The organism is Halomonas sp. DP3Y7-2 (assembly GCF_019800795.1).
GTDB lineage: Bacteria > Pseudomonadota > Gammaproteobacteria > Pseudomonadales > Halomonadaceae > Halomonas > Halomonas litopenaei_A.
Window position 1 is genome coordinate 83,123 of the sequence record NZ_JAHVKJ010000008.1, and the last position, 24,116, is coordinate 107,238.

Consider the following 24,116-nt stretch of genomic DNA (forward strand, 5'->3'; position numbering starts at 1 on the left):
CCCGGGACCCCCTTGCCTGATGTGATCGCTTCACTGGGTATAAGCAATCAAAAGAGGGGAGAGGCGAGCTTCGTCCAATGACAACAACAGCACGAGGATTCATCGATGAAGGATATGAGCTCCCACGACCAGGGCGGACAGGGCGCCGGCGATTTTGCCGACCGCCCCATGCCTCTGGACCAACGCATGCCCAGGGGCAATCTGATGATGGCCTGGTGGGCGGTGTGTAGCGCTATCTTCTACATGGTGGTGGCCGCTGCCATGGCTCGCAGCTACGGCACCACCAACGCACTGATCGGGATCGCCCTGACGGTGGTCTGCTACGGGGTCATCAACGCCATGATCAGCCGTTACGCGATTCGCACCGGCTTGACCGTGGCGCTGTTTTCCCGGGTCCTGTTCGGTCACCTGGGCGCGATGATCGCTACTCTGATCTTTTTTGCCACCGCGCTCTACTACGCGGTGTTCGAAGGCTATGTGATGGCGCTGGTGCTATCCGAGTGGTCCGGGACGCTCGGCATGGCCAGCGCCACCCTGATCGTGGTGGTGGTCGGGGTCTCGCTGATCTTCGGCAGCGTTCAGCACTGGCTCGACAAGTTCAACGGCGTGCTGCTGCCCGTCTACATCCTTGGCATGCTGATCGCCGTGGGCATGGCGGTGGCCGAGTTCGGCTATCCAGCTGGCTGGCTTTCCCGAGTGCCTGAGGTGGGCGCCAGCCCCTTCGGCTGGCTGTCGACCTTTGCCTACTACATGGGGGTCTGGGTACTAATGATGTTTACCTTCGACTATGCCCGCTTCGGTCGCCTCGAGGATAGCCGCTTCCACGCCCGCGTCACCTTCGGCATTCCGTTCTATCTGATGACCTTCGTGTTCAGTGGAGTGGTGGGGATCCTGCTCGACGCCTGTCTGCCCACCGACGGCCTGTCGGAAGCGTCCATCGTACTGGGACTGCTCGAGCTGATGGGGCTCGGCGGGCTGGCGCTGGTATGGGTCACCCAGAGTCGCATCAACACCGCCAACTTCTACCTGGCGACGGTCAATCTCGAAGCCTTCGTCGGCAAGCTGACCGGTATCAGGCTCAACAAGATTGTGGCCGGCTGTCTGGTGGGTGGGCTTGCCTACCTGCTGATGCGGGCAGATGTGTTCGGCTATCTTTTAGCGGCACTGGCCTATCAGGGCGTGTTCGTGGTGGCCTGGGTGGGAGTAGCCTTGGCACATATCCTGTCGCCCGAAGGACGCCTCGAGGTCGATCTCGGCAGCGATACCCACGCGTTCAATCCAGTCGGTTTGTTCGCCTGGGCGGTGGCAACGGTGATTGGCATCGTACTGATGCTAACGCCGAGTCTGGCTGGAGCATCGGCTCCTCTGACCTTCGTGGTGGCCTGGAGCAGCTACGCGCTGGGTCTCGGTCTGGTCAGGCGCTCCGCCAGCACCGCCTGACTTACCTCCCCACCGATCTCCTCACCTATCTGCTTATGCTGCGTTCGCGTAGCCGAGACTGCCGAAGGGGCGATAGCACTGGGCCTGGCAAGCTGGCCCGGCGCTTCTCCCATCGGAGTGTCATCGGCCTGTGTGCTTAGCCACCGGCTTGGCTTGAACCTGCCTGAGTGGCGTCTTCCGCGAGCGTACTGTCGTTGTCTTGCTTCGCCTGTGCGTCGTCGTCGGCAGCGATCTCGCCTTCCATTTCACCTTCCATCTCGCCTTCCATGGACCCCGTGATCTCGGCGTCGCCATCGAACAGTGGACGCGCGTCCTCGAGGCTACTGAAGTCTGCGATGAGGGTCTCGCCGGCAGAGTCAGCGGTCGCTTGTTCGTCTTGGGTCTCGACGTAGCTGTTGCCGTCAAAGCGCAGGCGAACGGTCTGGGCAGGCTCATCGGCAGCGACGTGGCGCCGGACCAGCAGGTCCTGCCAGCCTTCGTGGGCGGCGTCGCCCAGTTGAATGGGAGGTTGGGTGGTGGGCTGGGCGCTGATGACGCGATAGGTATCCCCCTGGGCTTCAAGGATCAGCGTGTCACAGCCGCCGGTGCCACAGACCATGGGACCCACGACGTGGACGATGGCTTCTTCCCGGCCATCATCGTTGAGGTCGCTCCAGCCAATCAGATAGCGCACCTCGCCGAGCTGCGGGTCGAAGTTGGCCTTGAGCGAGTCCTCGAGGGCGGCGCGACGCGCATCCCCTGACAGCGCCGGTTCAGCATCGTCAGAGCCTTGTTCCGCGGTGTCGTTGTCGGCAGAACTGGCGGCAGCGCCTTCGGCCGCAGCACTGTCGCTGTGTGTCGCCGCACTGTCCTGGCCGTCCGTGTCACTGTCATCGGAGCAACCGGTCAGTGCAGTGCCGAGCCAAAGGGCGGCGGTGAGGGCGAGCATGGGTTTGGCGTTCATGAAAATCCTTGTCATTTCAGTGGCCGCATGCAGCGGCCAGTGGGTATTCCGTCCTACTACCATATCAGCGCGCCGATCAGCGCGCAGGGGTGTCTGTTGTGGGCGCGGGTGAGTCGCCTTCGTCGGCCAGCCCCAATGCCCAGAGGATGAAGGCATCCTGCTGCGCCCCATCGCGCCAAGCCTTGAAGCGGCCGGATGCGCCGCCATGGCCGGAGTCCATATCCGTCTTCAGTAGTGTCACCCGGTTCGACAGGGCGGGGCTGGCGATATTCGCCAGGCTAAGCCGTGCGTACAGCTTGGCGGGCTCCCAGTAGGGCACCCGGCTATCGTGCCAGCTGCCTTGCAGGAACACCGGTGGCCAGGCGTCTTCCTGCAGGTTGTCGAGGGGCGAGTAACTGCCGATACGGCGGGCATCGGCGGCATGATTGGGGTTGCCCCACTCGGTATATTCGGCGGTGGTCAGCGGTAGGTCGGGGTTTTCCATGGTGCGTAGAACATCCACGAAAGGCACGTCGAGAACCGCTGCGCAGAAGGCCTGGGGCGATTGGTTGAGGCTGGCCCCGACCAGCAGGCCACCGGCGCTGGCGCCGTAGGCGACGATCCGGTCCGGGGCCGATTGGCCGGCGTCGACCAGGGCATCCCGGGCGGCCAGGAAATCCTCGAAGCTGTTGGGCTTGTGCTCCAGCTTTCCGGCCAGGTACCAGGGTTCCCCCCGCTCGCCGCCGCCACGCACATGGGCCACCGCAAAGGCGACACCGCGGGCCAGCAACTCAAGGCGAGCCACCGAGAACCAGGGATCCAGCGCTTCACCGTAGGCCCCATAGCCGTAAAGCAGAGTGGGTAGCGCCTGATCTGCCAAGTCCTTGCGACAGACCACGGATACCGGCACCTGCTCCCCATCATGGGAGACCGCCCATAGCCTTCGACAGCTCAGGTCTTCGGGCATCAGGTCACCGTGCAGCGGCTGACGCTTGAGCAGCTGTCGCTGGCCACTGTCCAGGTCCAGTGACCACCAGCTGGAAGGACTGCAAAAGGACTCTTCGCGCAGGCGCAGCACGCGGTCATCGAAATGCGGGCTATCCCCCAGGTTGAGGCTGAGGGGGCCTGGCGAGCAGGGCAGCGCTGCGTCCAGCGTCAACCGGTGGTCGCCATCGAACTCAAGGCGGCGCAGCCTGACTTGGGCCTCTCGGTGGTCACGTTCGGCCACGACCAGTCCCCAGGCGTAGGCGTCGATGCCTTCCAGCGTGCTGTTCTCGCGGTGACCGATCACCACCTGGCGCGACCCGGGGCGGTGCTCTTCTTCTACTTCCAGCTGAAAATGCTTGGCGCCTTGGTTATGCAGGATATAGAAGTAGCCGGGTCGATGATCGATGGCATATTCGACCCCGGTTTCCCGCACCTGGTAGCAGCGGGGCGCAGCATGGGGCGTGTGAGCGGGGACCACATGGGTCTCGCTGGTGTCCTTTGAGGCCGCTTCTATGGTCAGCCAGGCGCGGGAACGCGTCTTGCCAAGTCCGATCCAGAACTCGGGGTCGTCCTCGCGCAGCACGAGCTGCTCCTGCTCCACCGACGCTGTCGCGTCAGCGGTATTCAGCGCAAGGCGCAGCCGCCAGGCACTGTCGGGTCGCTGGGTGGCATCGTAGCGAGTGAACAGCAGAGTGCAGTGGTCTTCCGCCCAGCACAGCTCCGGACCGATATCGTCCAGTAAGGGGGTGGCCTGCCCGTTCGGCAGGCGCTTGATGAACAGGCGATACGTCTCGTCACCCTGGGTGTCTTCGGTCCAAGCCAGCCACTCTTCGTTCGGCGACAGAGCCATGTCACCCAGCTCCAGGAAGGACTGCTCCCGAGCGCGTGCTTCCAGATCAAAGAACGTCTCGCGCAGATCGGGCGCGTCGTTGGGGTGGCGCCACCACACCGGGTAGTCGGCATCAGCGGCGGTCTCGCTCCACAGCGTGTAGTGATCCAGGCGGCTGGGTAGCCCGGTCACGGCGAGTTCGCGCCGGGCCAGGTGACCCGCATAGAGGCGCTCTACCAGCGGATCCAGGGGCCTGAACCACTGGTCCGTCTGTGTATTGGCGGCATCCAGAAATCCGCGTACCGCGGGCTCGTCTCTCTCCTCAAGCCAATGCCAGGCCGCGTCATCTTGACGAAGATAGGTAGTGGCGGGGGCAGCCTGTGTGGCGGCTGTTGCATTTGGCGGCTGTGCTTTCATGGTGCGAGATGTACCATACTCGGAACGAGTGTCGTCATGTGCGTTGATGTCGGGAAAAACGGCAGTGATGTGAACGGATGACGGGGCAGGGAACCGACCCACCTGCGTGGCTGTCCCAGCGGTCTGGCGATCGGCCTCTGGTGCCAGGCTACCGGCCACGCTGGCATCGCGGTGTCATCTATGCAGTCTTTCCTTAACAGTTGATGGGAGCAAGTAATGTTGATTTCGGATTCCATGTCCACGCTGTGGTTGATCTACGCAGCATTGTCGCTGGTCGTACTGCTGACTGGCTACCTCGGACTGGCATTTTTACCGCGCATGCCAAGGCTGGTAGTGACCTGGGCCGTGGCGGGTGTGATGTGGATGCCGTCGGCATTTGACCTGCCCCTGGTGGAAGAAGGGCAGGTCTACAACGGTCAGGCTCCTGCCATCATGGTGGCCGCAGTTGCGTTCATGGATGGGCGTCAGGGGGTGATGCTGCCGGCGGCCACACGAGTGATCATCGGTGCTGCCATCGGTGCGGTGTTTGGCCTGGCACTGTGGTGGGCCGGACGTCGTCGTCGCGTGCGCAAGGCAGCAGAGGCCGCCTCTCGCCAGCAGCAGCAAGAGGGCGGTCAAGAACAGCACGAACGTCAGGAGCCTGTATTGAGGTGAGCGGTCGGCGGCGATGGGCGCCATCGCCGTCTAGCGAGACTCGCCTCTCATCGCAACACTCATTCCCGTCGGTTACCACGCCATGCTGCCGACTCCAGGAGCTGCCATGAAGAAGCCGAAACCCTCGATGTCCGTGCTGGTCGCCGGCTTGGTGGCCGGCGCCATGGCGTTCACGCTGGCGTCTTCGGTCATGGCGCAGGACGTGGATGATGACGCCTGGGCGGAGCAGCCTCCCGATGTGCGCGTCGTCGTGGACGTCTCCGGCAGCATGAAGACCAATGATCCGAACAAGCTCGCCGGCAGCGCGCTGGATATGTTGGTGGCCCTGCTGCCAGGGGGCGTCAATGCCGGGATCTGGACGTTTGGCCAGAGCGTCGATAATCCATTGCCCCCGGCTCGCGTGGACGCCCAGTGGCGCGAGCGCGCGCTGGCCTTGCCGCCTGCGCTCGAGCAGTACCAGCAGTACACCGACATTGAAGCGGCGCTGAGCACCGCCGCGGCCGCCGAAGCAGAAGGCTGGCGTCATCTGGTGCTGCTGACGGATGGGGTGATTGATCTGGCGCCGGGCAATGGCAGCAAGCCAGAGATCGATCTTGCCTCGCGTGCCCGCCTTGTCGACGACGTGGTGCCCGCGCTGGCGGACCAGGGAGTGGCGATCCACGCCATCGCCTTTTCCGACGGGGCTGATGTGGCATTGGTGGAACGGCTGGCGCAGCGAACCGGCGGCCTGGCAGCGGTGGCAGAGACGCCGAACGCGCTGCTGGGGGCCTTCCTCGACATCGTCGAGCGTATTTTTCCGGTGGACCAGGTGCCGCTGCAGGATCAGCGCTTCACCGTGGATGCCAGCGTCGACGACTTCTCTGCCTTGGTGTTTCACGAGCCCGGACAGGGCGAGGTGACGCTGGTGGCGCCGGATGGACGTCGCTATACCCGTGATACTGCCCCAGCGGGGGTCCGCTGGCAGCGGGAGCCCCGTTTCGATCTGATTCAGGTGCCTCGGCCCGAGCAGGGGGAGTGGCGCATCGAGGGCCCTGTGGCGGACGATTCTCGGGTGACGGTGAACAGTGACCGGCAGCTGGTGACCGGGGCACTCCCCGCGACGCTGTATTCGGGCTTCTCGGTGCCGCTCAGCGTCAGGGTGGAGCAGGGCGATGACGTGATGGTGCCGGAGGGGCTGCAGGTCACGGCGGAACTGACCGGCGAGGCCGTGGAAGGCTCCCATGTCGTCTCCCTGGTCCATCAGCAAGGCGTATTTCGCGCAGACCTGGCCGCGCCGGCAGGTGTCGGAGCCGCCCGCTTGGTGATCACCGCCAAGGCAGATGACTTTCATCGCCAGCGGGTTCAGGCCGTCAACGTGTTGCCCGCCATCGGGGTCGCTCTGGATCGACAGCAACGCAGCGTGTCGCTGGTCGCCGAGCATCCTCGCCTGGAGCATGGGAACACTCGGTTTGAGGCCGAGCTCACCGGGCAGCCGTTGGAGGTAACGCCTGCCGGTGATCGTCGCTGGACGCTGCAGCTGCCCGAGCTTGAGGATGACGTGCGCCGGCCAATGCGTATCGTGGCAGTGGCAGAACTCGACGGTGATGAGTCCCGTTGGGAGCTGCCGACGGTGTGGATCAATGCCGACGGTGAGGTCGGTATCGATCGTGCTCTGGCGGGACCCACCTTGAGCGGAGAGCGTTTCGCGTCGGCCAGTGACGACACCGCCGCGCCTGCCCAGCAGGCCCCCCTGGCAGATCGCTTCGTGGCGTTGGTCAATGAAGGGCCGGAGCGACTGGTGCAGTGGTGGCGCGATGGGCGTCCTGGACTGGCTCCGGCGATGGAACAGGCCCGCAGCGATCCGCGCGTGCTGGCGTCGCTGGTCATGGTGTTGGTGGTCTGCGTTGTACTGTATCTATGGCGACGCCGCAGGCAGCGTCAGCCCGAACGTGAATCAACAAGAGAAGAGCCGCATGTGTGAGCTTCTGGGCATGAGCGCTAATGTGCCCACCGACATCTGTTTCAGCTTTACCGGGTTTCTCCATCGCGGCGGTGGTACCGGGCCACATCGTGATGGTTGGGGCATCGCATTCTATGAAGAAGGAGGTTATCGCGAATTTCGCGATCCCCACCCCTCCGTGCATTCACGTATTGCCCGATTGATCTGCGAATACCCGATCAAGTCGCATATCGTGATCAGCCATATTCGTCAGGCCAACGTGGGGCAGGTAAAGCTCGCCAATACCCATCCCTTTGTGCGCGAAATGTGGGGGCAGCCTTGGTGCTATGCCCATAACGGGCAGTTGACCGACTGGCAGCAACTGGAGCTCGCCAGCTATCGACCGGTGGGCTCCACCGACAGCGAACATGCCTTCTGTCATTTATTGGGTGAGCTGCGTCGACACTACCCGGACCCACCCGAGGATCGCCGTGGGCTGTGGCAGACGCTTCATCAGCTTTGCGAGAAGTTGCGTGGCCTTGGTGTGTTCAACCTGCTGCTGGCAGATGGGGAGTATCTGTATACCTTCTGCTCAACCAAGCTGGCGCACATTACCCGGCGCGCCCCGTTCGGCGAGGCGAATCTCTCCGATGCGGATATGGTGGTGAACTTCATCGAGCATACGACCCCTAATGACGTGGTGTCGGTGCTGGCCACCGAGCCGCTGACCGACAATGAAAAGTGGACACGCATGCTGCCGGGCGAGCTGCTGGTGTGGCGTGACGGCGAAATCGTGGCGCGCTTTCTCAGCGAGCAGGACTCCGCAGAGCAAGGATAAACGTCGTTAATCTGCCTGGTTTTAAACGAAAGTTTGAATCGGTTGTATTACAGTTTGTTGCGATCCTGGGCTATGGTAGCCATAGTCAAGCAAGCGCTGAATCAGGCGCTGAAGTTCGATAATAAGCAGGAGGCCATGTCCTCCAGTGGAGAACGCCCATGAGTGAGAACGCCGCTGCATCGATCGTCCGGGGGGAGGCTCTGGAAGGGCTTGATGATTACCACTCGGTGATGGACATCTTCCATCGCTCCGTCAAGCGGTATGCTGACAAGGTGGCATTCTCATGCATGGGCAAGTCATTGACCTATGCGGAGCTGGATCGATTGTCCGGTGACTTTGCCGCCTGGTTGCAGAACGAGACCCAGTTGCAGCCCGGCGACCGCGTCGCCATTCAGCTGCCCAACCTGCTGCAGTTTCCGGTCGCCGTATTCGGCGCCATTCGCGCTGGCATGGTGGTGGTCAATACCAACCCGCTCTACACCGAGCGGGAGATGGCGCACCAGTTCAAGGACTCCGGTGCCAAGGCCATCCTGATCCTGGCGAACATGGCCGACAAGCTGGAAAAGGTGCTCGACAAGACCGATATCGAGCATGTCGTGATCACCGAGATTGGTGATCTGCACGACTTTCCCAAGCGACCGCTGATCAATTTCGTGGTCAAGTACGTCAAGAAGATGGTGCCTCGTTATTCGTTGCCCAAGGCGATCGGCCTGCGGCAGGTGCTCAAGCGCGGCGCAGCGCTCGAGCATGCGGAGGCGGACGGCAAGCTCGATGATATTGCCGCCCTGCAATACACCGGCGGCACGACGGGGCTGGCGAAGGGGACCATGCTCACCCATCGCAATCTTGTGGCCAATATGCTGCAGGCCAAGCAGATCATCGGAACAGGGCTTGGTGAGGGATGCGAGGTGGTCGTGGCGCCGTTGCCCGTCTATCACATCTACACCTTCACGGTGAACTGCCTGTTCATGCTGGAAGGTGGGAACCATTCCCTGCTGATCACCAATCCGCGTGACCTGGATAACTTCGTCAAGGAGCTCAAGAACACCCGCTTCACCGGGTTCGTGGGGCTCAATACCTTGTTCAACGCGCTGTGCAATCGCGACGACTTCAAGGCGCTGGATTTTTCCGACCTGCGCCTCACCATTTCCGGTGGCATGGCGCTGACCAAGGCGGTGGCCAAGCGCTGGGAAGAGGTGACCGGCTGCCCGGTGGCCGAAGGCTACGGCTTGACCGAGACATCGCCGATTGTCAGCTTCAATCCGGTCGAGGCGATTCAGCTGGGGACGATTGGTCGTCCTGTCGCGGGTACCGAGCTCAAGCTGTGCAACCCAGATGGGGGTGAGCCACAGCCGGGTGAACCGGGAGAGCTGTGCGTGCGAGGGCCTCAGGTGATGAAGGGGTACTGGCAACGTGACGACGAGACCGCCAAGGTGATCGATGCCGACGGCTTCTTTCACACCGGCGATATCGCGGTGATTCAAGATGATGGCTACGTGCGTATCGTCGACCGCAAGAAAGACATGATCCTGGTGTCGGGCTTTAACGTGTACCCCAACGAGATCGAAGACGTGGTGGCGGCGCACCCCAAGGTTGTGGAGTCCTGCGCCGTCGGGGTGCCCGACGAGACCAACGGCGAGGTGATCAAGCTGTTCGTGGTGGCCAAGGACAGCTCGCTGACCACCGAGGAGCTGCGTAACTGGTGCAAGAAGGAGCTGACCGCCTACAAGGTGCCCAAGCTGGTGGAGTTCCGTGATGAGCTGCCCAAGACCAACGTCGGCAAGGTGTTGAGGCGCCAGCTGCGCGATGAAGGAAGGGGTGGCGAAGCCGCTTGACCCTCGCTGCAGGGTTGGCAGCGGCCGCTTGAGCGTTACAATAGTGTGTTTTGCGCGCCCTTTGCGGCGACGCCTCCTCCAAGGGATGGCGTTGTCTCGCGAAGGGCGCCGTCGTCCTGACCGGAGCGACGCTCACGCCCACCTGGAGCCTGCGACCCTATCGTGTGTAGTTCGACGTCCACTTCCCCGCAAGATACCACTGCCGCCGCGCGACTCGAACGCCTGAGCTCAGGCCTCGATGAGGTGATGCTGCGCGACCGGCCCGTGTTGACCAAACGACTGTCTGGCCTGGCGCGTCGCCTGCGCGACGACAAACCCATTGACCGCGGCCTAGGGGAGCTGGAAGCCCAATGGCAGCGCTCCAACCGCACCCTGCAGCAGCGCCGCGAGCGTTCAGTGACGCTGGAGTATCCCGAAGCACTACCTGTCGCCGAGCGTCGGCAGGACATCCTGGAGGCGCTGGCCTCGCATCAGGTGGTGGTAGTGGCGGGTGAGACCGGCTCAGGCAAGACGACCCAGCTGCCCAAGCTGTGTCTTGAGCTGGGCCTCGGTCGTCGAGGTTTGATTGGACACACGCAGCCAAGGCGTCTGGCGGCGCGCTCCGTCGCCACGCGCCTGGCGGAAGAGCTCCAGGTGTCCGTCGGCGAGCAGGTAGGGTATCAGGTTCGCTTCACCGATCAGACCAACGATGACACCCTGGTCAAATTGATGACAGACGGGATTCTGCTGGCGGAAACCCGGCAGGACCCTGACCTGCTGCGCTATGACACGCTGATCATCGACGAGGCTCACGAACGTAGTCTCAACATCGACTTTCTGCTGGGGTATCTGAAGCGACTGCTGTCTCGCCGCAAGGACCTCAAGGTGATCATCACGTCGGCCACCATCGACGTGGAGCGTTTCAGCCAGCATTTTGCGACTCGTCACGCCGACGGCTCTGTCCAGCCTGCCCCGGTGGTGGAAGTGTCGGGGCGTACCTACCCGGTGGAAGTCCGCTATCGCCCCTTGATCAGGGACGCCGAGGACGAAGAAGACCGGTCTCTCAGCGAAGGCATACTCCACGCGGTGGAGGAGATTGAAGCCATCGAGCGGGAAAAGCGCTGGTTTCATGGACCGCGAGATATTCTGGTGTTTCTGCCGGGAGAGCGTGAGATCCGCGAAACCGCCGATGTGCTCAGGCGTGCCGACCTCAAGAGCACCGAGGTCTTGCCGCTTTACGCCCGCCTTTCCAATGCTGAGCAGAATCGCGTATTTGCGCCCCACGGTGGACGTCGCATCGTGCTGGCCACCAACGTGGCAGAAACGTCGCTGACGGTGCCGGGCATTCGCTACGTCATTGATCCGGGCCTTGTGCGGATCAGCCGCTACAGCTACCGCGCCAAGATTCAGCGCCTGCCGGTAGAGGCCGTCAGCCAGGCCAGCGCGAATCAGCGAATGGGGCGTTGCGGGCGCGTCGCGGAAGGCGTCTGTATTCGGCTGTATGACGAAGAAGATTTTCTGGCGCGCCCGGAATTTACGGACCCTGAGATTCGCCGTACCAATCTGGCGTCGGTCATCCTGTCGATGCTGTCGCTCAAGCTGGGTGACATCCAGGCGTTTCCGTTCGTCGATCCGCCTGATTCACGTTTTGTCACCGATGGCTTCAAGTTGCTGTTCGAACTGGGCGCGGTCGATGACAAGGGGCGGCTGACGCCGATCGGTCGGCGCCTGGCGCGACTCCCCATCGACCCCCGTCTTGCACGGATGGTGCTGGCAGGCGACGAGCATGGCAGCCTGCGGGAGGTGTTGGTGGTGGTCTCCGCGCTGGCGGTGCAGGACCCGCGTGACCGGCCCGCGGACAAGCGTGAAGCGGCGGACCAGGCGCATCGGCGCTGGCAGGATCCGGAGTCGGACTTTGTGGCTCTGCTCAACCTCTGGCAAGGGTTCGAGGCCGCTCGGGACGAGCTGTCCGGGAATCGCCTGCGCCGGTGGTGTCGCGATCATTACTTGAATTACCTGCGCCTGCGGGAATGGCATGACACCTTCCGTCAGCTGCGCCAACTGCTGCGTGACATGGATATTCAGGTGCCACCGCCGCGACAGCAGCTACCGGTCGAGTCCGATGAGGCAGACCAGCGCGAGCATGAAGCTCAACGCGCGCAGACCGTTGCCATGCACAAGGCGCTGTTGACGGGACTGCTCAGTCACCTGGGGACGCTGAACGAAAACCGGGAATACCTGGGCGCGCGTAATCGCAAGTTCATGATCCATCCCGCATCGGGGCTTTCCAAGAAGACCCCGAAATGGGTCATGGCGGTGGAATTGGTGGAAACCTCCAGGCTGTTTGCCAGAACCGTGGCCAAGGTGGATCCCCAGTGGATAGAGCCGCTGGCAGGTCATCTGGTCAAGCGCAGCTACAGCGAGCCTCACTGGGAAATGAAACGTGCTCAGGTGGTCGCCTTTGAGCAGGTCACCCTGTTTGGCCTGCCCATCGTCAGTCGTCGCAAGGTGCACTACGGCCCCATCGCCCCGGCCGAGAGTCGCGAGCTGTTCATTCGCCGCGCGCTGGTCGAAGGTGAGTTTCGCACCAAGGGCAGTTTCTTTGCGCATAACCGTGCCTTGATCGACGAGGTCGAGGATCTGGAAGATCGCGCCCGGCGGCGAGACATTCTGGTCGACGAAGAGCAGCTGTTTGACTTCTACGACGCGCGTCTGCCCGAGGATATCGTCAACGGCAAGGGGTTCGAGGCCTGGCGACGCAAGGCGGAACGTGATGACCCGCAACTGTTGAAGTTCGACCGACAGGCGTTGCTGGCCAGGGACGCCTTGGATGTGACCGGCGAGGCCTATCCGGATGAGCTGGTCATCGAGGGCGTGCGCTATCCCTTGAGCTACCATTTTGCTCCTGGTGCCAAGGACGATGGGGTGACCATGACCGTGCCTGCGGCGATGCTGTCCCAACTAGATCCGGCGCGACTGGAATGGCTCGTGCCAGGCCTGTTGCGCGACAAGTGCATTGCGTTGCTGAAGTCGCTGCCCAAGTCGATTCGCCGTCAGGTCGTGCCAATTCCGGATTGGGTCGACGCTGCCCTGGAGGCGCTGGTACCCGGTCAGGGGAGTCTGACCGAGGCGCTTGCGGAGTTCTTGCGGGTCAAGACAGGGGGGCGCCTGACCCAGGATGATTGGCGCTGGGACCAGCTTGAGGATCATCTGGTGATGAATCTCAAGGTGGTGGACCACGCTGGCAAGGAACTGGGGCAGGGCAGAGACCTGCGCGCGCTGGAGCGCCGTTTTGAGCAAGCTGCCAGCGAGGGCGCCAGGGCATTGGCCAAGAGTGTGGAAGAACAGGTCGAACTCACGACCTTTCCCCGCGATGCACTCAGTGAGTCACGGGTGACCCAGCAGGCGGGTATTCGGGTCGAGGCCTTTCCGGCGCTGGTGCCTGGGGCAGAGGGCCTGAGGCTTGAGCTGTTCGACCATCCTGACAAGGCGCGAGAAGCCCATCGCCTCGGCGTGGTCAAGGCCGCCATGGACCTGTGCCCATCGCTGGTCAGGGCCATCGAGCGGACTCAAGGGCTTTCAACTTGTGCTCTACTGTTCGCCAAGGTAGGCAGCAAGCGCGCACTGACGGAAGATGTGGTGACGGCGGTGTTTGCCCAGGTGGTGGCGGTAGATCCACTGCCTCGCAGTGCGGCCGCGCTGGAAGAGCGCATCGCCGCTGTCGAGCAGGACATGCTACCCCGTGCCGAGAGCATGGTGGCGGTGCTGGAGCGAGCGCTCAAGGGCCATCTGGCAGTGACCAAGGCGTTGAAGGGCAACCTCAGTCTCTCGCTGGCACTGGTATACAGTGATCTCAAGGCACAGATGCAGCGCCTGGTGCATCCTGGGTTCGTCACGGCGGCAGGACCATGGCTGGAGGCGTATCCGCGCTATATGGAGGCGGCCCTGGTGCGTCTGGAGAAGGCCCCAAGGGAGCGTTCTCGGGATCAGATGCTGATGCAGGCGGTGCAGGACTTCGAAGCGAAACTGGACGCCAGGCGTCAGGCGGACAAGCGCGGCGATGTCGAAGATCCTGCGTTGGTGGAATTCCGCTGGTGGATCGAGGAACTGAGGGTGTCGCTGTTTGCCCAGCAACTCGGTACCGCCATGCCGGTCTCAGAGAAACGCCTGGCGAAACGCTGGGCAGAGCTGACAGGTCGGGCCTGATTCGGTCCGACATGAGCGACAGCTCGAGTAGTGAGCCAATGACGTTGCTTCGTGCAGGCGTTGGCGCAACGATGGAGCGTGACGTGAATCTAAGCGGTCGTTGATAGGCCGCGACAGCAAGGTGGCATGCAAGCTGCCCGATGAAGGAGAAAGGCATGACCCCAGCGAAGGTGCTGATTACCGGCAGCGGACTCTATACGCCGCCAAATGCCATCGATAACGATGCGCTGGTGGCGTCGTACAACGCCTGGGTGGATGCCGAGAATGCGCGCCAGCAAGCCGCTATCGACGCCGGAGAGCGGGAGCCGCTTGCCCATTCAAGCAGCGAGTTCATCGTCAAGGCGTCCGGTATCCAAAGCCGCTATGTGCTCGATGCCGAGGGCATCCTGAATCCCGAACGGATGCGTCCCCAGCTGGACGAGCGTGCCAATGACGCCCCGGGTATCCAGTGCGAGATGGCCCTTGCGGCGTCCCGTCAGGCGCTGGATAGCGCGGGTGTTGCAGCGGCGGATATCGATCTGGTGATTGTGGCCTGTTCGAACCTTGAGCGCGCTTACCCCGCGGTGGCGGTGGAGCTGCAGCAGGCGCTAGGTGCAGGAGGGTACGCGTTCGACATGAACGTTGCCTGTTCGTCAGCGACCTTCGCCATCGACAATGCCGTCAATGCCATCCGCGGCGGGGGCGTGCGGCGCGCACTGGTCGTCAACCCCGAGGTGTGCTCCGCCCATCTCAACTTCCGCGATCGCGACAGCCACTTCATCTTTGGTGACGCCTGCACCGCGCTGGTCCTGGAGAGCGAGGAGGTAGCAACGGCGGCATCTTCCTTCGAGGTGGTCGGTACCCGGCTGCTGACGCGGTTCTCCAATGCGATTCGCAACAATGCGGGTTTCCTCAATCGGGTGACCGACAGCGATCCGCTGGCGGTGGACAAGCTGTTCGTGCAGGAGGGGCGTCGAGTGTTCAAGGACGTCTGCCCGATGGTCGCCGAACTGATTCGAGATCACCTGTCCAGCCTGCAGATCACGCCCTCGTCGGTGTCACGGCTATGGCTGCATCAGGCCAACCGCCATATGAATGATCTCATCGCACGGCGTGTCCTTGGCCACGAGCCTGAGTTGGATCAAGCGCCGATCATCCTTGATCGTTACGCTAATACAAGCTCTGCTGGTTCGGTCATCGCTTTCCATTTGCATCATCAGGATCTCGAACCGGGTGCCTTCGGGGTGGTGTGTTCCTTCGGCGCGGGCTACAGTGCGGGCTGCGTCGTGATTCGACGACGCTGAGACAAGCCCTTGCCAGGACGGCAAAGGTGGAGTGCCGCGGCGACCACCTAGCCCCGATGGTGGTCGCCAACCCCTGGATCCGACGGCGGACGCCGGTAGCGGTCCAGGTGGCTGGTCACAGGGCCCGTAGCGCGACAGTAGAAGACGCAGGGAAACAATAATCGGTAGTGTGCCTCGACGACACGGCATGCTACGGGTGAATGGCAAGCCTGTCTGGCGATGCCACATGCTGTAGGAGGGTTCGCCAGGTCAGGCGGTGATGTCGAGCGCTGGCGCCCTCAAAGTGATGATGGTGACATGGACAGGCAATGGAGGCAGTCGAAAATGAACGCTAATGAATGCGGTGTCCTGAGTAAAAGTGCGCCGAAGGGCGTTGTGGTACTGGCAGCCGCACTGGCGGTCAGTGGATGCGCCAGCAGCGGTGTGAATAGTGAGCCTAACCCGGCGGATCCCTGGGAAGGCTTCAACCGCCGCGTGTTTGCCTTCAATGATGTCCTGGATCGGTATGCGCTGAAGCCGGCTGCTCAGGGCTATCGCTATATCACCCCGGACCCGCTGGAGCGGGGGGTGAGCAACTTCTTCGACAACCTCGGTGAAGTGCGCACGGTGCTCAACAGCCTGCTGCAAGGCAAGCCCGCCAATGCCGGCAATTCCAGCATGCGGTTCTTGATGAACACCACCTTTGGCCTCGGTGGCCTGCTCGACCCCGCCAGCCATGCCGGCTTTACGGCCGATACCGAAGACTTCGGTCAGACCCTGGCGGCCTGGGGGGTCGGCGAGGGGCCTTACGTGGTGCTGCCGTTCCTCGGCCCCAGCACGGTGCGTGACACGGCAGCGCTGCCGGTGGACTGGTACTCGTATCCGCTGACCTATGTGGAAGACGACACCGTGCGCTATTCGCTGCGCGGGCTCGAGCTACTGGACGCCAGGGCGCAGCTGCTTGACCAGGAAGACCTGATTCGTGGCGACCGGTACAGCTTCATTCGAGATGCCTGGCTGCAGCGCCGCATGTTCGAGGTCAACGATGGCCAGCTGGGTGAGGACAACTTCATCAACGATGATTTTGACTACGACGAAGATGCGTTCGCCGAGTAAGGCCGCGTGACCATGCTAGCTGCCAAGCCCCTGATCGGTGTCATCGACCATCCGGGCCGTCATCGCGACGCCCTGGTGGATGCCATTGCACGAGACGGCCTGGCGGTGTTCGCCGCGGCGAGTGCAGCAGAGCTGCCTGAGACGACGGCACTGGTGGTGGCCCACTCGCTGGCGGTGCCGAGTCGCGAGTGGATGACCCTGGCCGAGCGCTGGCCGACTCTGGTGGTGAGCGAAGATCGTCGCGACGACGACCTGCTGAAGGCGGTGGATGCCGGACTGATCGATTACGTGATCGAGCCCCTGCGTCACGCTCACTTGCTGCGGCGCATGATACGTCGGGTGGTCGATGTCAATCGCCTGGCCCGAGAGCGCGAGCAGGACCGGCTGCGTCTGGAAGAGCTCAATGAAAGCCTGGAGACGCACCTGGCCATGCTGCGGCTGGATCAGCAGGCGGGGGGGCAGATTCAGCGGCGAATGCTGCCCGTGCGTCCACAGCAGCTCGGCAGGGTGGGGTGTGACTACTGGTTGGCACCATCGCTTTATCTGTCCGGCGACTTTCTGGATATCCAGGCGTACAATGAGCGGTATACGTTATTCTACTTTGCCGACGTGTCGGGTCACGGTGCTTCTTCCGCCTTTGTCACGGTGTTGCTCAAGTACCTGTTCAACCGATGGCAAGGCGAGTGGAATGGAGAGGCCCCAGAGGCCTTGCCGCCGAGGTGGCTGGCGCAACTGAATCGGGAACTGCTGGATACCGGGATCGGCAAGCATGCCACCCTGTTTGTCGGCGTTATCGACCAGCAGAAGCGTTATCTACACTATTCATTGGGGGCCCAGCTGCCGATGCCATTGCTGAAAACGAGCGAAGGTGTGGTGACGCTGGAAGGAGAAGGCATGCCAGTCGGGCTGTTTCCTGACGTGTGCTACCCGACGCTTGGCTGTGACCTGCCGAGCGATTTTTCTCTATGGCTGTGTTCTGACGGCGTGCTGGAGTGTTTGCCGGGGGCTAGCCTGGAGGCGAGATTGGACGAATTGCAGCAGCGGGTCGCCAGCAGCGATTCATTGGATACGCTGCGACGAGGCTTGGCCTTGGGCACCTTGTCCAGTGATGAAGAAGCGCTCGCCGACCCCACCTCGGGTCGCGAAGAGCTGCCTGACGACTTGACGATCATGTTGGTGAGCGGGTTTGGCGATGAAAGTGCATGAAGGCCGCCTGAAGGCAGCATTTGATTCTGGTGTGTTCGTGCTCAAGCTGTGTGGCGATGTCCGCCTCACGCTGTGCGCAACACTGGACCATCAAGCCCAGCAACTGGCACAGACGCCGGGGCTGACGGCTGTCATGATTGATCTGCGGGATGCGAGCAATGTGGACTCCACGGCGCTGGGCTTTCTCGCCAAGGTCGCCATGGCCCTGCGGGGCAAGCTCGAACAGTCTCCGACCATTGTGGCCGACAACCCTGACGTCAAGCGCATGCTGGAGGTGATGGGTTTCGGCAGCTTCTTTACCCTGGTCGAACGGCCCATTGCCGAAGTCGACGAACTGCAGGAATTGCCCGAGGTAGCGGCTGATGAAGAAGGGTTACGTCAGCGCATTCTCGAGGCCCATCGTATTCTGATGCGCATGAACGAACACAATCAGGAGCAATTTCAGCCCCTGGTAGAAATGCTCGAAGCGCAGAGCGAGAGCGCGCACAAGGCCTGATGTCGGCGCGTCAACGGGTAGCCTGTTATTCGCAGGGCTGGTGTGTTGCCAATTGGCGTTCCCAGGGCGTCACGCAGCCCGGTTCGGTACCAGAACCAGAACCAGAACCAGAGCCAGAACCACAAGCGTTTCAGCGTTGACCTCGCGAGGGCGTAGCTCGACCTGCCGTGGGCCAGCGCCCCGGACTATCGCTCATGTCCTTGAACGACCTCCAGAGCGTTGGCCACATACGGCCGAATCAGCTGCTGCGCAGGTCAGCGAGCAGGGTTTCTAGCTTGCGCTGATCGGCCATGAACTTGCGAATGCCCTCTGCCAGTTTTTCGGTTGCCATGGCGTCCTCGTTCATCGCCCAGCGGAAGTCGGCCTCGGACTGCGGTTCCGGCGGGCGGGTCTCGGCGTCACTGGCGGTCAGTCGACGAGGCAGGTCGCCTGATGCACTCTGCAGTTCTTCCAGCAGGTTGGGCGAGATCGTGAGGCGGTCACAGCCTGCCAGCGCCTTGACCTCATCGGTATTGCGGAAGCTGGCACCCATCACGATGGTGGAGTAGCCGTGCCCCTTGTAGTGGTCATAGATGCGCTTCACCGACTGAACGCCAGGATCGTTGTCTCCGGAGAAGTCGGCGTCGGGCTGCTGGGCCTTGTGCCAGTCCAGAATGCGGCCGACAAAGGGGGAAATCAGGGTGACACCGGCGTCGGCGCAGGCTTGAGCCTGAGCGAAGCTGAACAGCAGGGTCAGGTTGGTTCGAATGCCTTCGCGCTCGAGTACCTTGGCGGCACGAATGCCTTCCCAGGTCGATGCCACCTTGATCAAGATGCGCTCGGCGCCGACACCGTGGCGGCCATAGCGTTCGATCAGTGAGTGAGCGCGCGCCAGGGTGGCATCGGTGTCGAACGACAGCCGTGCGCTGACCTCGGTAGACACATAACCGGGTACCAGCTCACTGATTTCACTGCCGATTTCGACCGCCACCGCATCCAGGGCGTCGTCAATGTCGTTGGCTTCCTTGGCAATCGCGGCCAGACGTGCGCGTCGGTCGTCGTGGCCGGCGGCCTGCAGGATGAGCGAAGGGTTGGTGGTGGCGTCGGTGGGCTGGAAGCGACGGATGGCGTCCAGGTCCCCGGTGTCAGCGACCACGGTGGTCATCGCTTTCAGTTGATCGAGCAGATTATCTGCCATGCAGCTCTTCTCCAATGTCAGAAGGTGTCGGTGGGCTGGGGTTACTGTATCAAGCGGATGAGATTGACAACAGCCGCGAGCGCTGCCGAGCGCGAGGGAGTGAGGCCTTCGGCACATGGCCTGGCCCTGGTGCGACCCACCGGTCGTCGCTGCGGCATATGGGTTGTCCTGTCATCTATCATCGTCTGGCGACGGCGAAACGCCTCGTCGTCTAGACGTCTTTCTATTGTCATGGAGTGTCCGTGTCTTTGAATGCTCGACGAGTGGCGCTGCTGGTCGCCGCCAATACTGCACTTGCCCCCTTTGCGATCGATGCGTATCTGCCCGCCATGCCGGCGCTTGCAGAGACGGTCGGGGCCAGCGTTCACCATACCGAGCTGTCACTCAGCGTTTTCATGGTGGGCTTTGCCGTAGGTCAGCTGACCTGTGGGCCCCTGTCGGATCGGATCGGGCGAAAGCCGGTATTGCTGGCAGGGCAGATCCTGTTTCTTATTGCCAGTCTGGTGATTGTCAGCGTCGATTCGCTGACCGAACTGCTGGTGTGGCGGTTCGTCCAGGCGCTGGGGGGAGGGGCGTGTGTGGTCAATTCCGCGGCGATCGTGCGGGATTGCTTCAGTGGCCGCGAAGCCGCCAAGGTGATGTCGACCATGGCCATGATTCTGATGCTGGCGCCACTGGTGGCGCCCATGGTCGGCAGTCTGCTGTTGTATGTGGCGGACTGGTGGCTGATCTTTGTCTTCCTGGCCGTCTATGCCGCCTTCCTGATGTGGCTGTTGGGTGCCTTTCTGCCAGAGACTCGCCCAGAGGACGCGCCGGTGGCATCGCCACGGCAGGTGCTGCGCAACTATCTCAGTGTGCTGGTCGATCGTCGGGCCATGGGCTACATCCTTGCTGTCGCGGCGTCCTTTGCGGGAATCTTCGCCTTTGTGACGTCGTCGCCCTTCCTGTACATGGAACACTATGGGCTGTCGCCGGCAGCCTACCCCTTTGTGTTTGGAGCGAATGTCGTGATCATGGCGCTGTCGAATCGCGTCAATATCCGGCTGCTGCGCAGGCGCACCCCACAGCAGAATCTACGGCTGGGCCTGGCGATTCAGCTGGTCGCGGCCTGCGGCTTGATGGCCTTGGTCGCCACCGGACTGGACTCGATCTACACGGTCGTGCCGCTGGTGATGACCTTTCTTGGGGTGGTCGGCCTTATTTCCCCCAACGCCATCTCCTCGCTGCTGGAGCGTTTCAGTCATATGAGTGCCACGGCCACGGCGCTGCTGGGCAGCATCCAGTTCAGCAGCGCCGCACTGTCCGGTGCCTTGGTCACGGCCTTTGAAATCGACTCGGCCTGGCCGATGGTCATCGCCATGGTCACGGTCGCCTTGATCGGGAATGTGGGGCTGCGTTTGCTGGCGGGACGGCCCCCCAAGCTCGATGAGGTGGTGTCGTGATCGATGCAGCATGGGGCTGCCTGCTGCAGTGGTGGGCGCTCAGTGAACTGACCTTTGGTACCTGGCTGTGGGTCGGCGGGGTGCTGGCACTCGGGTGCTTCGTACAGCGCACCACCGGGTTTGGCATGGCGGTGGTCGGGGCGCCACTGATACTGCTGAAGGCTCCCGCCATGGTGCCGGTGGTGCTGGTGGTCTACGGCTTTCTGGTGTCGTGCCTGGTGGTCAGGCGCTATCGTCGCGAAGTGGCGATGGGCGACATCTCCATGGCGCTGGTCGGCAAGGTGCCGGGCACCTTGCTGGGGGTGTGGTTGCTGTTGATCGCTCCCATGGCAACCCTTGAAGTCATGATCGCCGCCATCGTGCTGTTCGCCGTGCTGGTCACCCTGTTCAAGCTCCGCCTGCCGGTCAACCGCAGCTCGCTGTTCGGTGCGGGATTTCTCTCGGGAATCTTTGGCGCCGTCGCGGCGATCGGAGGTCCTCCCATCGTCCTTTTGATGCATGGCATGCCGATGGATCGGTTGAGGGGCAACTTGGCGGCCTTCTTCCTGATATCGTCGCTGATGACGCTGGCAAGCCTTGCCGCCGTGGGCAAGGTGCCGCTGTGGTTGCTGGCGGTCAGCCTGAGCTTTCTGCCGATGGTGTTGGTGGGCCATGGGCTGGGGGCCGCGCTGGCGCCAAGACTGCCGAGACGGCTGTTGCAAGGGGCATCCTTGACCCTATGCGCTGCGGCGGCGATTGGACTGCTGCTGAGCTGATCCCCTCTGATCGCGCCGGCGACAACGCCGCCCGCTGCCGCAAGGCGACGGGCGGCGTTTTTTTAGGGGAGGGCGGGGGAAGTGTGGCGACCGGTGTCTCGGGAGCCGAGACGGAATGTCAGCCGTTGGGACACGCCTGTCAGGTATTGCGTGGTAGGGCATATTGCGTTTCGAGGTGAGCTGTCATGAAGCTGTCATTTTTCTGCGGCATTGTGTGCATCGCGAAGGTTGACCATCTCATCATCAGGAGACTTCTCCATGAATCGCATCCTCAAGACCACCGCTATCGCTGCTGCCGTCATGGGCGTGGTGGGTGTCGCTCAGGCACGTGACCAGGTCCGCATCGTGGGCTCCAGCACTGTCTACCCGTTCGCCAGCTACGTGGCAGAAGAGTTCGGCGCGACTACCGACTTCCCGACGCCGGTCATCGAATCCACCGGTTCCGGTGGTGGTCTGAAGCTGTTCTGCTCCGGCGTGGGTGACGATACCCCGGATATCACCAACGCCTCGCGTCGCATGAAGACCTCCGAGTTCGAGACCTGTGAAGCCAACGGTGTGACCGACATCACCGAAGCCTTCATCGGCTATGACGGCATCGCCTTCGCCCAGTCCGCCCAGAATGACGCCATGGACGTGACTCGTGAGCAGATGTTCATGGCCCTGGCCGCCAAGGTGCCGGTTGACGGTGAGCTGGTCGACAACCCCTATACCAAGTGGAGCGAGATCGACCCGTCCCTGCCGGATCGCGAGATCGCCGTCTACGGTCCGCCCACCACCTCCGGTACTCGCGATGCCTTCGCTGAGCTGGTAATGGAAGCGGTCTCCGAGGAAATGGACGCTTACGGTGGTGAGGGCTACACCGACATCCGTGCTGATGGCGCCTTCATCGACGCCGGCGAGAACGACAACCTGATCGTTCAGCGCCTGGCCGAGAACACAGCGGCCTTCGGCATCTTCGGCTACTCCTTCCTGGAAGAGAACGCCGACACCCTGATCGGCTCCAACATCGACGGTGTCGCACCGACCCCCGATGCCATCGGCAGCGGTGAGTACCCGGTGTCGCGCTCGCTGTTCTTCTACATCAAGAACCAGCACGCCGATGACGTGCCGGCGATGTACGAATACGCCAACACCTTCATGAGCGAGCAGATGGTCGGTGACATCGGCTACCTCAAGGGTATTGGCTTGATTCCGGCCCCTGAGGCGGATCGTGCAGAGGCTCGCAGCGCCGTCGAGAGCCAGACTAGCCTCGAGCTGGCCGACCTGAAGTAAGGGACCCGGGTCCCGATCACGCCGGCCGGCATCCTCGACAGGGTGTCGGCCGGTACACGTTCCAGCGAGTATGCGCTCGTTTTGGCACATAACTCCGAGAGACACCCATGCAGACCAATCAACTCCTGGCGATGTTCAGCGGCTCGCTGCTTCTGCTCGGTCTGATCGCCTACTTCCTGGCCCGCGGCAAGGCGGCCAGGGTCCGAGCCTCAGGCACCTCCATGTACGCCCAGCCCGATCAGTACGGCTGGTTCACCGTCATGTCCACGGCGGGTCCGGCTCTGGCGGTAGGCGCTGTCGGTAGCTTTGTCATGCTGCTCGTGGGCGCCGAGATTCCGCCGCTGCTGTTGCTGGCAGGTAGTCTGGTCGTTGCCTGCGCCGGTCTGGTGATCGGTGTCGCCATGGTGCGTCCCGACTTTCACGCGCGTCAGGCGATCGAGCGGGTGATCCGCTTCTTTCTGGCCGGCGCCGCGCTGATCTCCATTTTCACGACCCTGGGGATCCTCTTGTCGATCGTCTTCGAGGCGATCCGTTTCTTCCAGATGCAGAGCTTCTGGGACTTCATTACCGGTACGACCTGGAATCCGGGCGCCAGCTTCCTGGCGGCGGCAGGTCGTGCAGAAGAAGGCGCCAGCGCCGCGCAGTTTGGTTCCGTGCCGCTGTTTGCCGGCACCTTCATGATTACCTTCATCGCAATGCTGGTGGCGATTCCCATCGGCCTGCTGGCTGCCATCTACATGGCTGAATATGCGCCGCCCAAGGTGCGTACCTTTGCCAAGCCGGTGCTGGAAGTCCTGGCCGGTATCCCCACGGTGGTGTACGGCTTCTTCGCTGCCATTACGGTGGCGCCGATCATCGTCGGGATTGCTGGCTTCTTCGGTGTAGAGGCGTCGTTCAACAACGCCCTGGCCCCGGGGATCGTCATGGGCATCATGATCATTCCGTTCATTTCCTCGCTGTCGGATGACGTCATCAACTCGGTCCCCAACAGCATGCGCGAAGGGTCGCTGGCACTTGGCCTGACCAAGGGCGAAATGATCCGCGATATCGTCGTCCCGGCAGCACTCCCCGGGATCATCTCGGCGTCGTTGCTGGCGGTGTCCCGCGCCCTGGGCGAAACCATGATCGTGGTTATGGCAGCCGGCATGCGCCCGAACCTGACGGCCAACCCCCTCGAGGACATGACGACCGTGACCGTGCGCATCGTGGCCGCGCTGACCGGTGACCAGGAATTCGCCAGTGCCGAGACGCTGTCAGCCTTTGCCCTTGGCCTGGTGCTGTTCGTCGTGACGCTGAGCCTTAACCTGGTGTCGGTGATCATGATTCGTCGCTTCCGCGAAAAGTATCGCGTCAACAACCTGTAAG

The 24,116-nt window shown here is 62.5% G+C and carries 17 protein-coding genes; 14 read left to right on the forward strand and 3 right to left on the reverse strand.

Annotation, left to right across the window (positions count from 1 at the left end):
• Nucleotides 1-105: 105 nt before the first annotated feature.
• Nucleotides 106-1,440 carry a cytosine permease gene (locus KUV45_RS10200; protein ID WP_224852043.1) on the forward strand — a complete coding sequence of 445 codons (1,335 nt, stop codon included), beginning with the start codon at nt 106-108 and terminating at the stop codon, nt 1,438-1,440.
• A 136-nt stretch (nt 1,441-1,576) separates the two neighbouring features.
• Here KUV45_RS10200 and KUV45_RS10205 read toward each other — a convergent pair whose 3' ends face one another.
• Together KUV45_RS10205 and KUV45_RS10210 are read right to left on the reverse strand one after the other, a co-directional pair.
• Entirely contained in the window at nt 1,577-2,383 is an 807-nt protein-coding gene (locus KUV45_RS10205) for a hypothetical protein (RefSeq protein WP_222162970.1), read from the reverse strand.
• A gap of 76 nt (nt 2,384-2,459) precedes the next feature.
• Nucleotides 2,460-4,595, reverse strand: coding sequence for a S9 family peptidase (locus tag KUV45_RS10210; RefSeq protein ID WP_222162971.1), 2,136 nt, complete (start codon nt 4,593-4,595; stop codon nt 2,460-2,462).
• A 216-nt stretch (nt 4,596-4,811) separates the two neighbouring features.
• Between KUV45_RS10210 and KUV45_RS10215 the strand changes: the two genes are divergently transcribed.
• The 9 genes from KUV45_RS10215 (at nt 4,812) to KUV45_RS10255 (ending at nt 18,105) form a co-directional block, all read left to right on the forward strand.
• Entirely contained in the window at nt 4,812-5,249 is a 438-nt protein-coding gene (locus tag KUV45_RS10215; protein ID WP_206936964.1) for a hypothetical protein, read from the forward strand.
• A 106-nt stretch (nt 5,250-5,355) separates the two neighbouring features.
• On the forward strand, nt 5,356-7,209 hold the full coding sequence (locus KUV45_RS10220; RefSeq protein WP_222162972.1) for a vWA domain-containing protein: 1,854 nt from the start codon (nt 5,356-5,358) through the stop codon (nt 7,207-7,209).
• Nucleotides 7,202-8,005 carry a class II glutamine amidotransferase gene (locus tag KUV45_RS10225; protein ID WP_222162973.1) on the forward strand — a complete coding sequence of 268 codons (804 nt, stop codon included), beginning with the start codon at nt 7,202-7,204 and terminating at the stop codon, nt 8,003-8,005. Before KUV45_RS10220 ends, KUV45_RS10225 begins: the two co-directional genes overlap by 8 nt.
• Before the next feature lie 158 nt (nt 8,006-8,163).
• Nucleotides 8,164-9,840: an AMP-binding protein gene (locus KUV45_RS10230; RefSeq protein ID WP_222162974.1), complete on the forward strand. Its 1,677-nt coding sequence runs from the start codon at nt 8,164-8,166 to the stop codon at nt 9,838-9,840.
• Between the two features lie 246 nt (nt 9,841-10,086).
• Entirely contained in the window at nt 10,087-14,025 is a 3,939-nt protein-coding gene (gene hrpA / locus KUV45_RS10235; RefSeq protein ID WP_374107029.1) for an ATP-dependent RNA helicase HrpA, read from the forward strand.
• Between the two features lie 155 nt (nt 14,026-14,180).
• A complete protein-coding gene (locus KUV45_RS10240; protein WP_222162975.1) occupies nt 14,181-15,308 on the forward strand; it encodes a beta-ketoacyl-ACP synthase III in 1,128 nt (375 codons plus the stop codon).
• A gap of 324 nt (nt 15,309-15,632) precedes the next feature.
• Nucleotides 15,633-16,403 carry a VacJ family lipoprotein gene (locus tag KUV45_RS10245; protein WP_206937108.1) on the forward strand — a complete coding sequence of 257 codons (771 nt, stop codon included), beginning with the start codon at nt 15,633-15,635 and terminating at the stop codon, nt 16,401-16,403.
• Between the two features lie 12 nt (nt 16,404-16,415).
• Nucleotides 16,416-17,609, forward strand: a complete 1,194-nt coding sequence (locus KUV45_RS10250) for a PP2C family protein-serine/threonine phosphatase (RefSeq protein WP_222162976.1) — start codon at nt 16,416-16,418, stop codon at nt 17,607-17,609.
• Entirely contained in the window at nt 17,596-18,105 is a 510-nt protein-coding gene (locus tag KUV45_RS10255; RefSeq protein ID WP_206937113.1) for an STAS domain-containing protein, read from the forward strand. Before KUV45_RS10250 ends, KUV45_RS10255 begins: the two co-directional genes overlap by 14 nt.
• Before the next feature lie 238 nt (nt 18,106-18,343).
• Here the strand turns inward: KUV45_RS10255 and tal are convergent, their stop codons facing one another.
• A complete protein-coding gene (gene tal / locus KUV45_RS10260; RefSeq protein ID WP_206937116.1) occupies nt 18,344-19,282 on the reverse strand; it encodes a transaldolase in 939 nt (312 codons plus the stop codon).
• Between the two features lie 242 nt (nt 19,283-19,524).
• On the opposite strand from tal, the gene KUV45_RS10265 reads away from it, so the two are divergent.
• From KUV45_RS10265 to pstC, 4 genes are all read left to right on the forward strand, one after another.
• The gene (locus KUV45_RS10265) at nt 19,525-20,724 is read left to right on the forward strand and encodes a Bcr/CflA family multidrug efflux MFS transporter (RefSeq protein ID WP_222162977.1); all 1,200 of its coding nucleotides are present in this window, start codon (nt 19,525-19,527) and stop codon (nt 20,722-20,724) included.
• A complete protein-coding gene (locus KUV45_RS10270) occupies nt 20,721-21,479 on the forward strand; it encodes a sulfite exporter TauE/SafE family protein (protein ID WP_308126705.1) in 759 nt (252 codons plus the stop codon). The genes KUV45_RS10265 and KUV45_RS10270 overlap by 4 nt, the downstream gene beginning before the upstream one ends.
• Before the next feature lie 258 nt (nt 21,480-21,737).
• Nucleotides 21,738-22,751, forward strand: a complete 1,014-nt coding sequence (locus KUV45_RS10275; RefSeq protein ID WP_222162978.1) for a PstS family phosphate ABC transporter substrate-binding protein — start codon at nt 21,738-21,740, stop codon at nt 22,749-22,751.
• A gap of 107 nt (nt 22,752-22,858) precedes the next feature.
• A complete protein-coding gene (gene pstC / locus KUV45_RS10280; RefSeq protein ID WP_206937123.1) occupies nt 22,859-24,115 on the forward strand; it encodes a phosphate ABC transporter permease subunit PstC in 1,257 nt (418 codons plus the stop codon).
• Nucleotide 24,116: the final 1 nt, after the last annotated feature.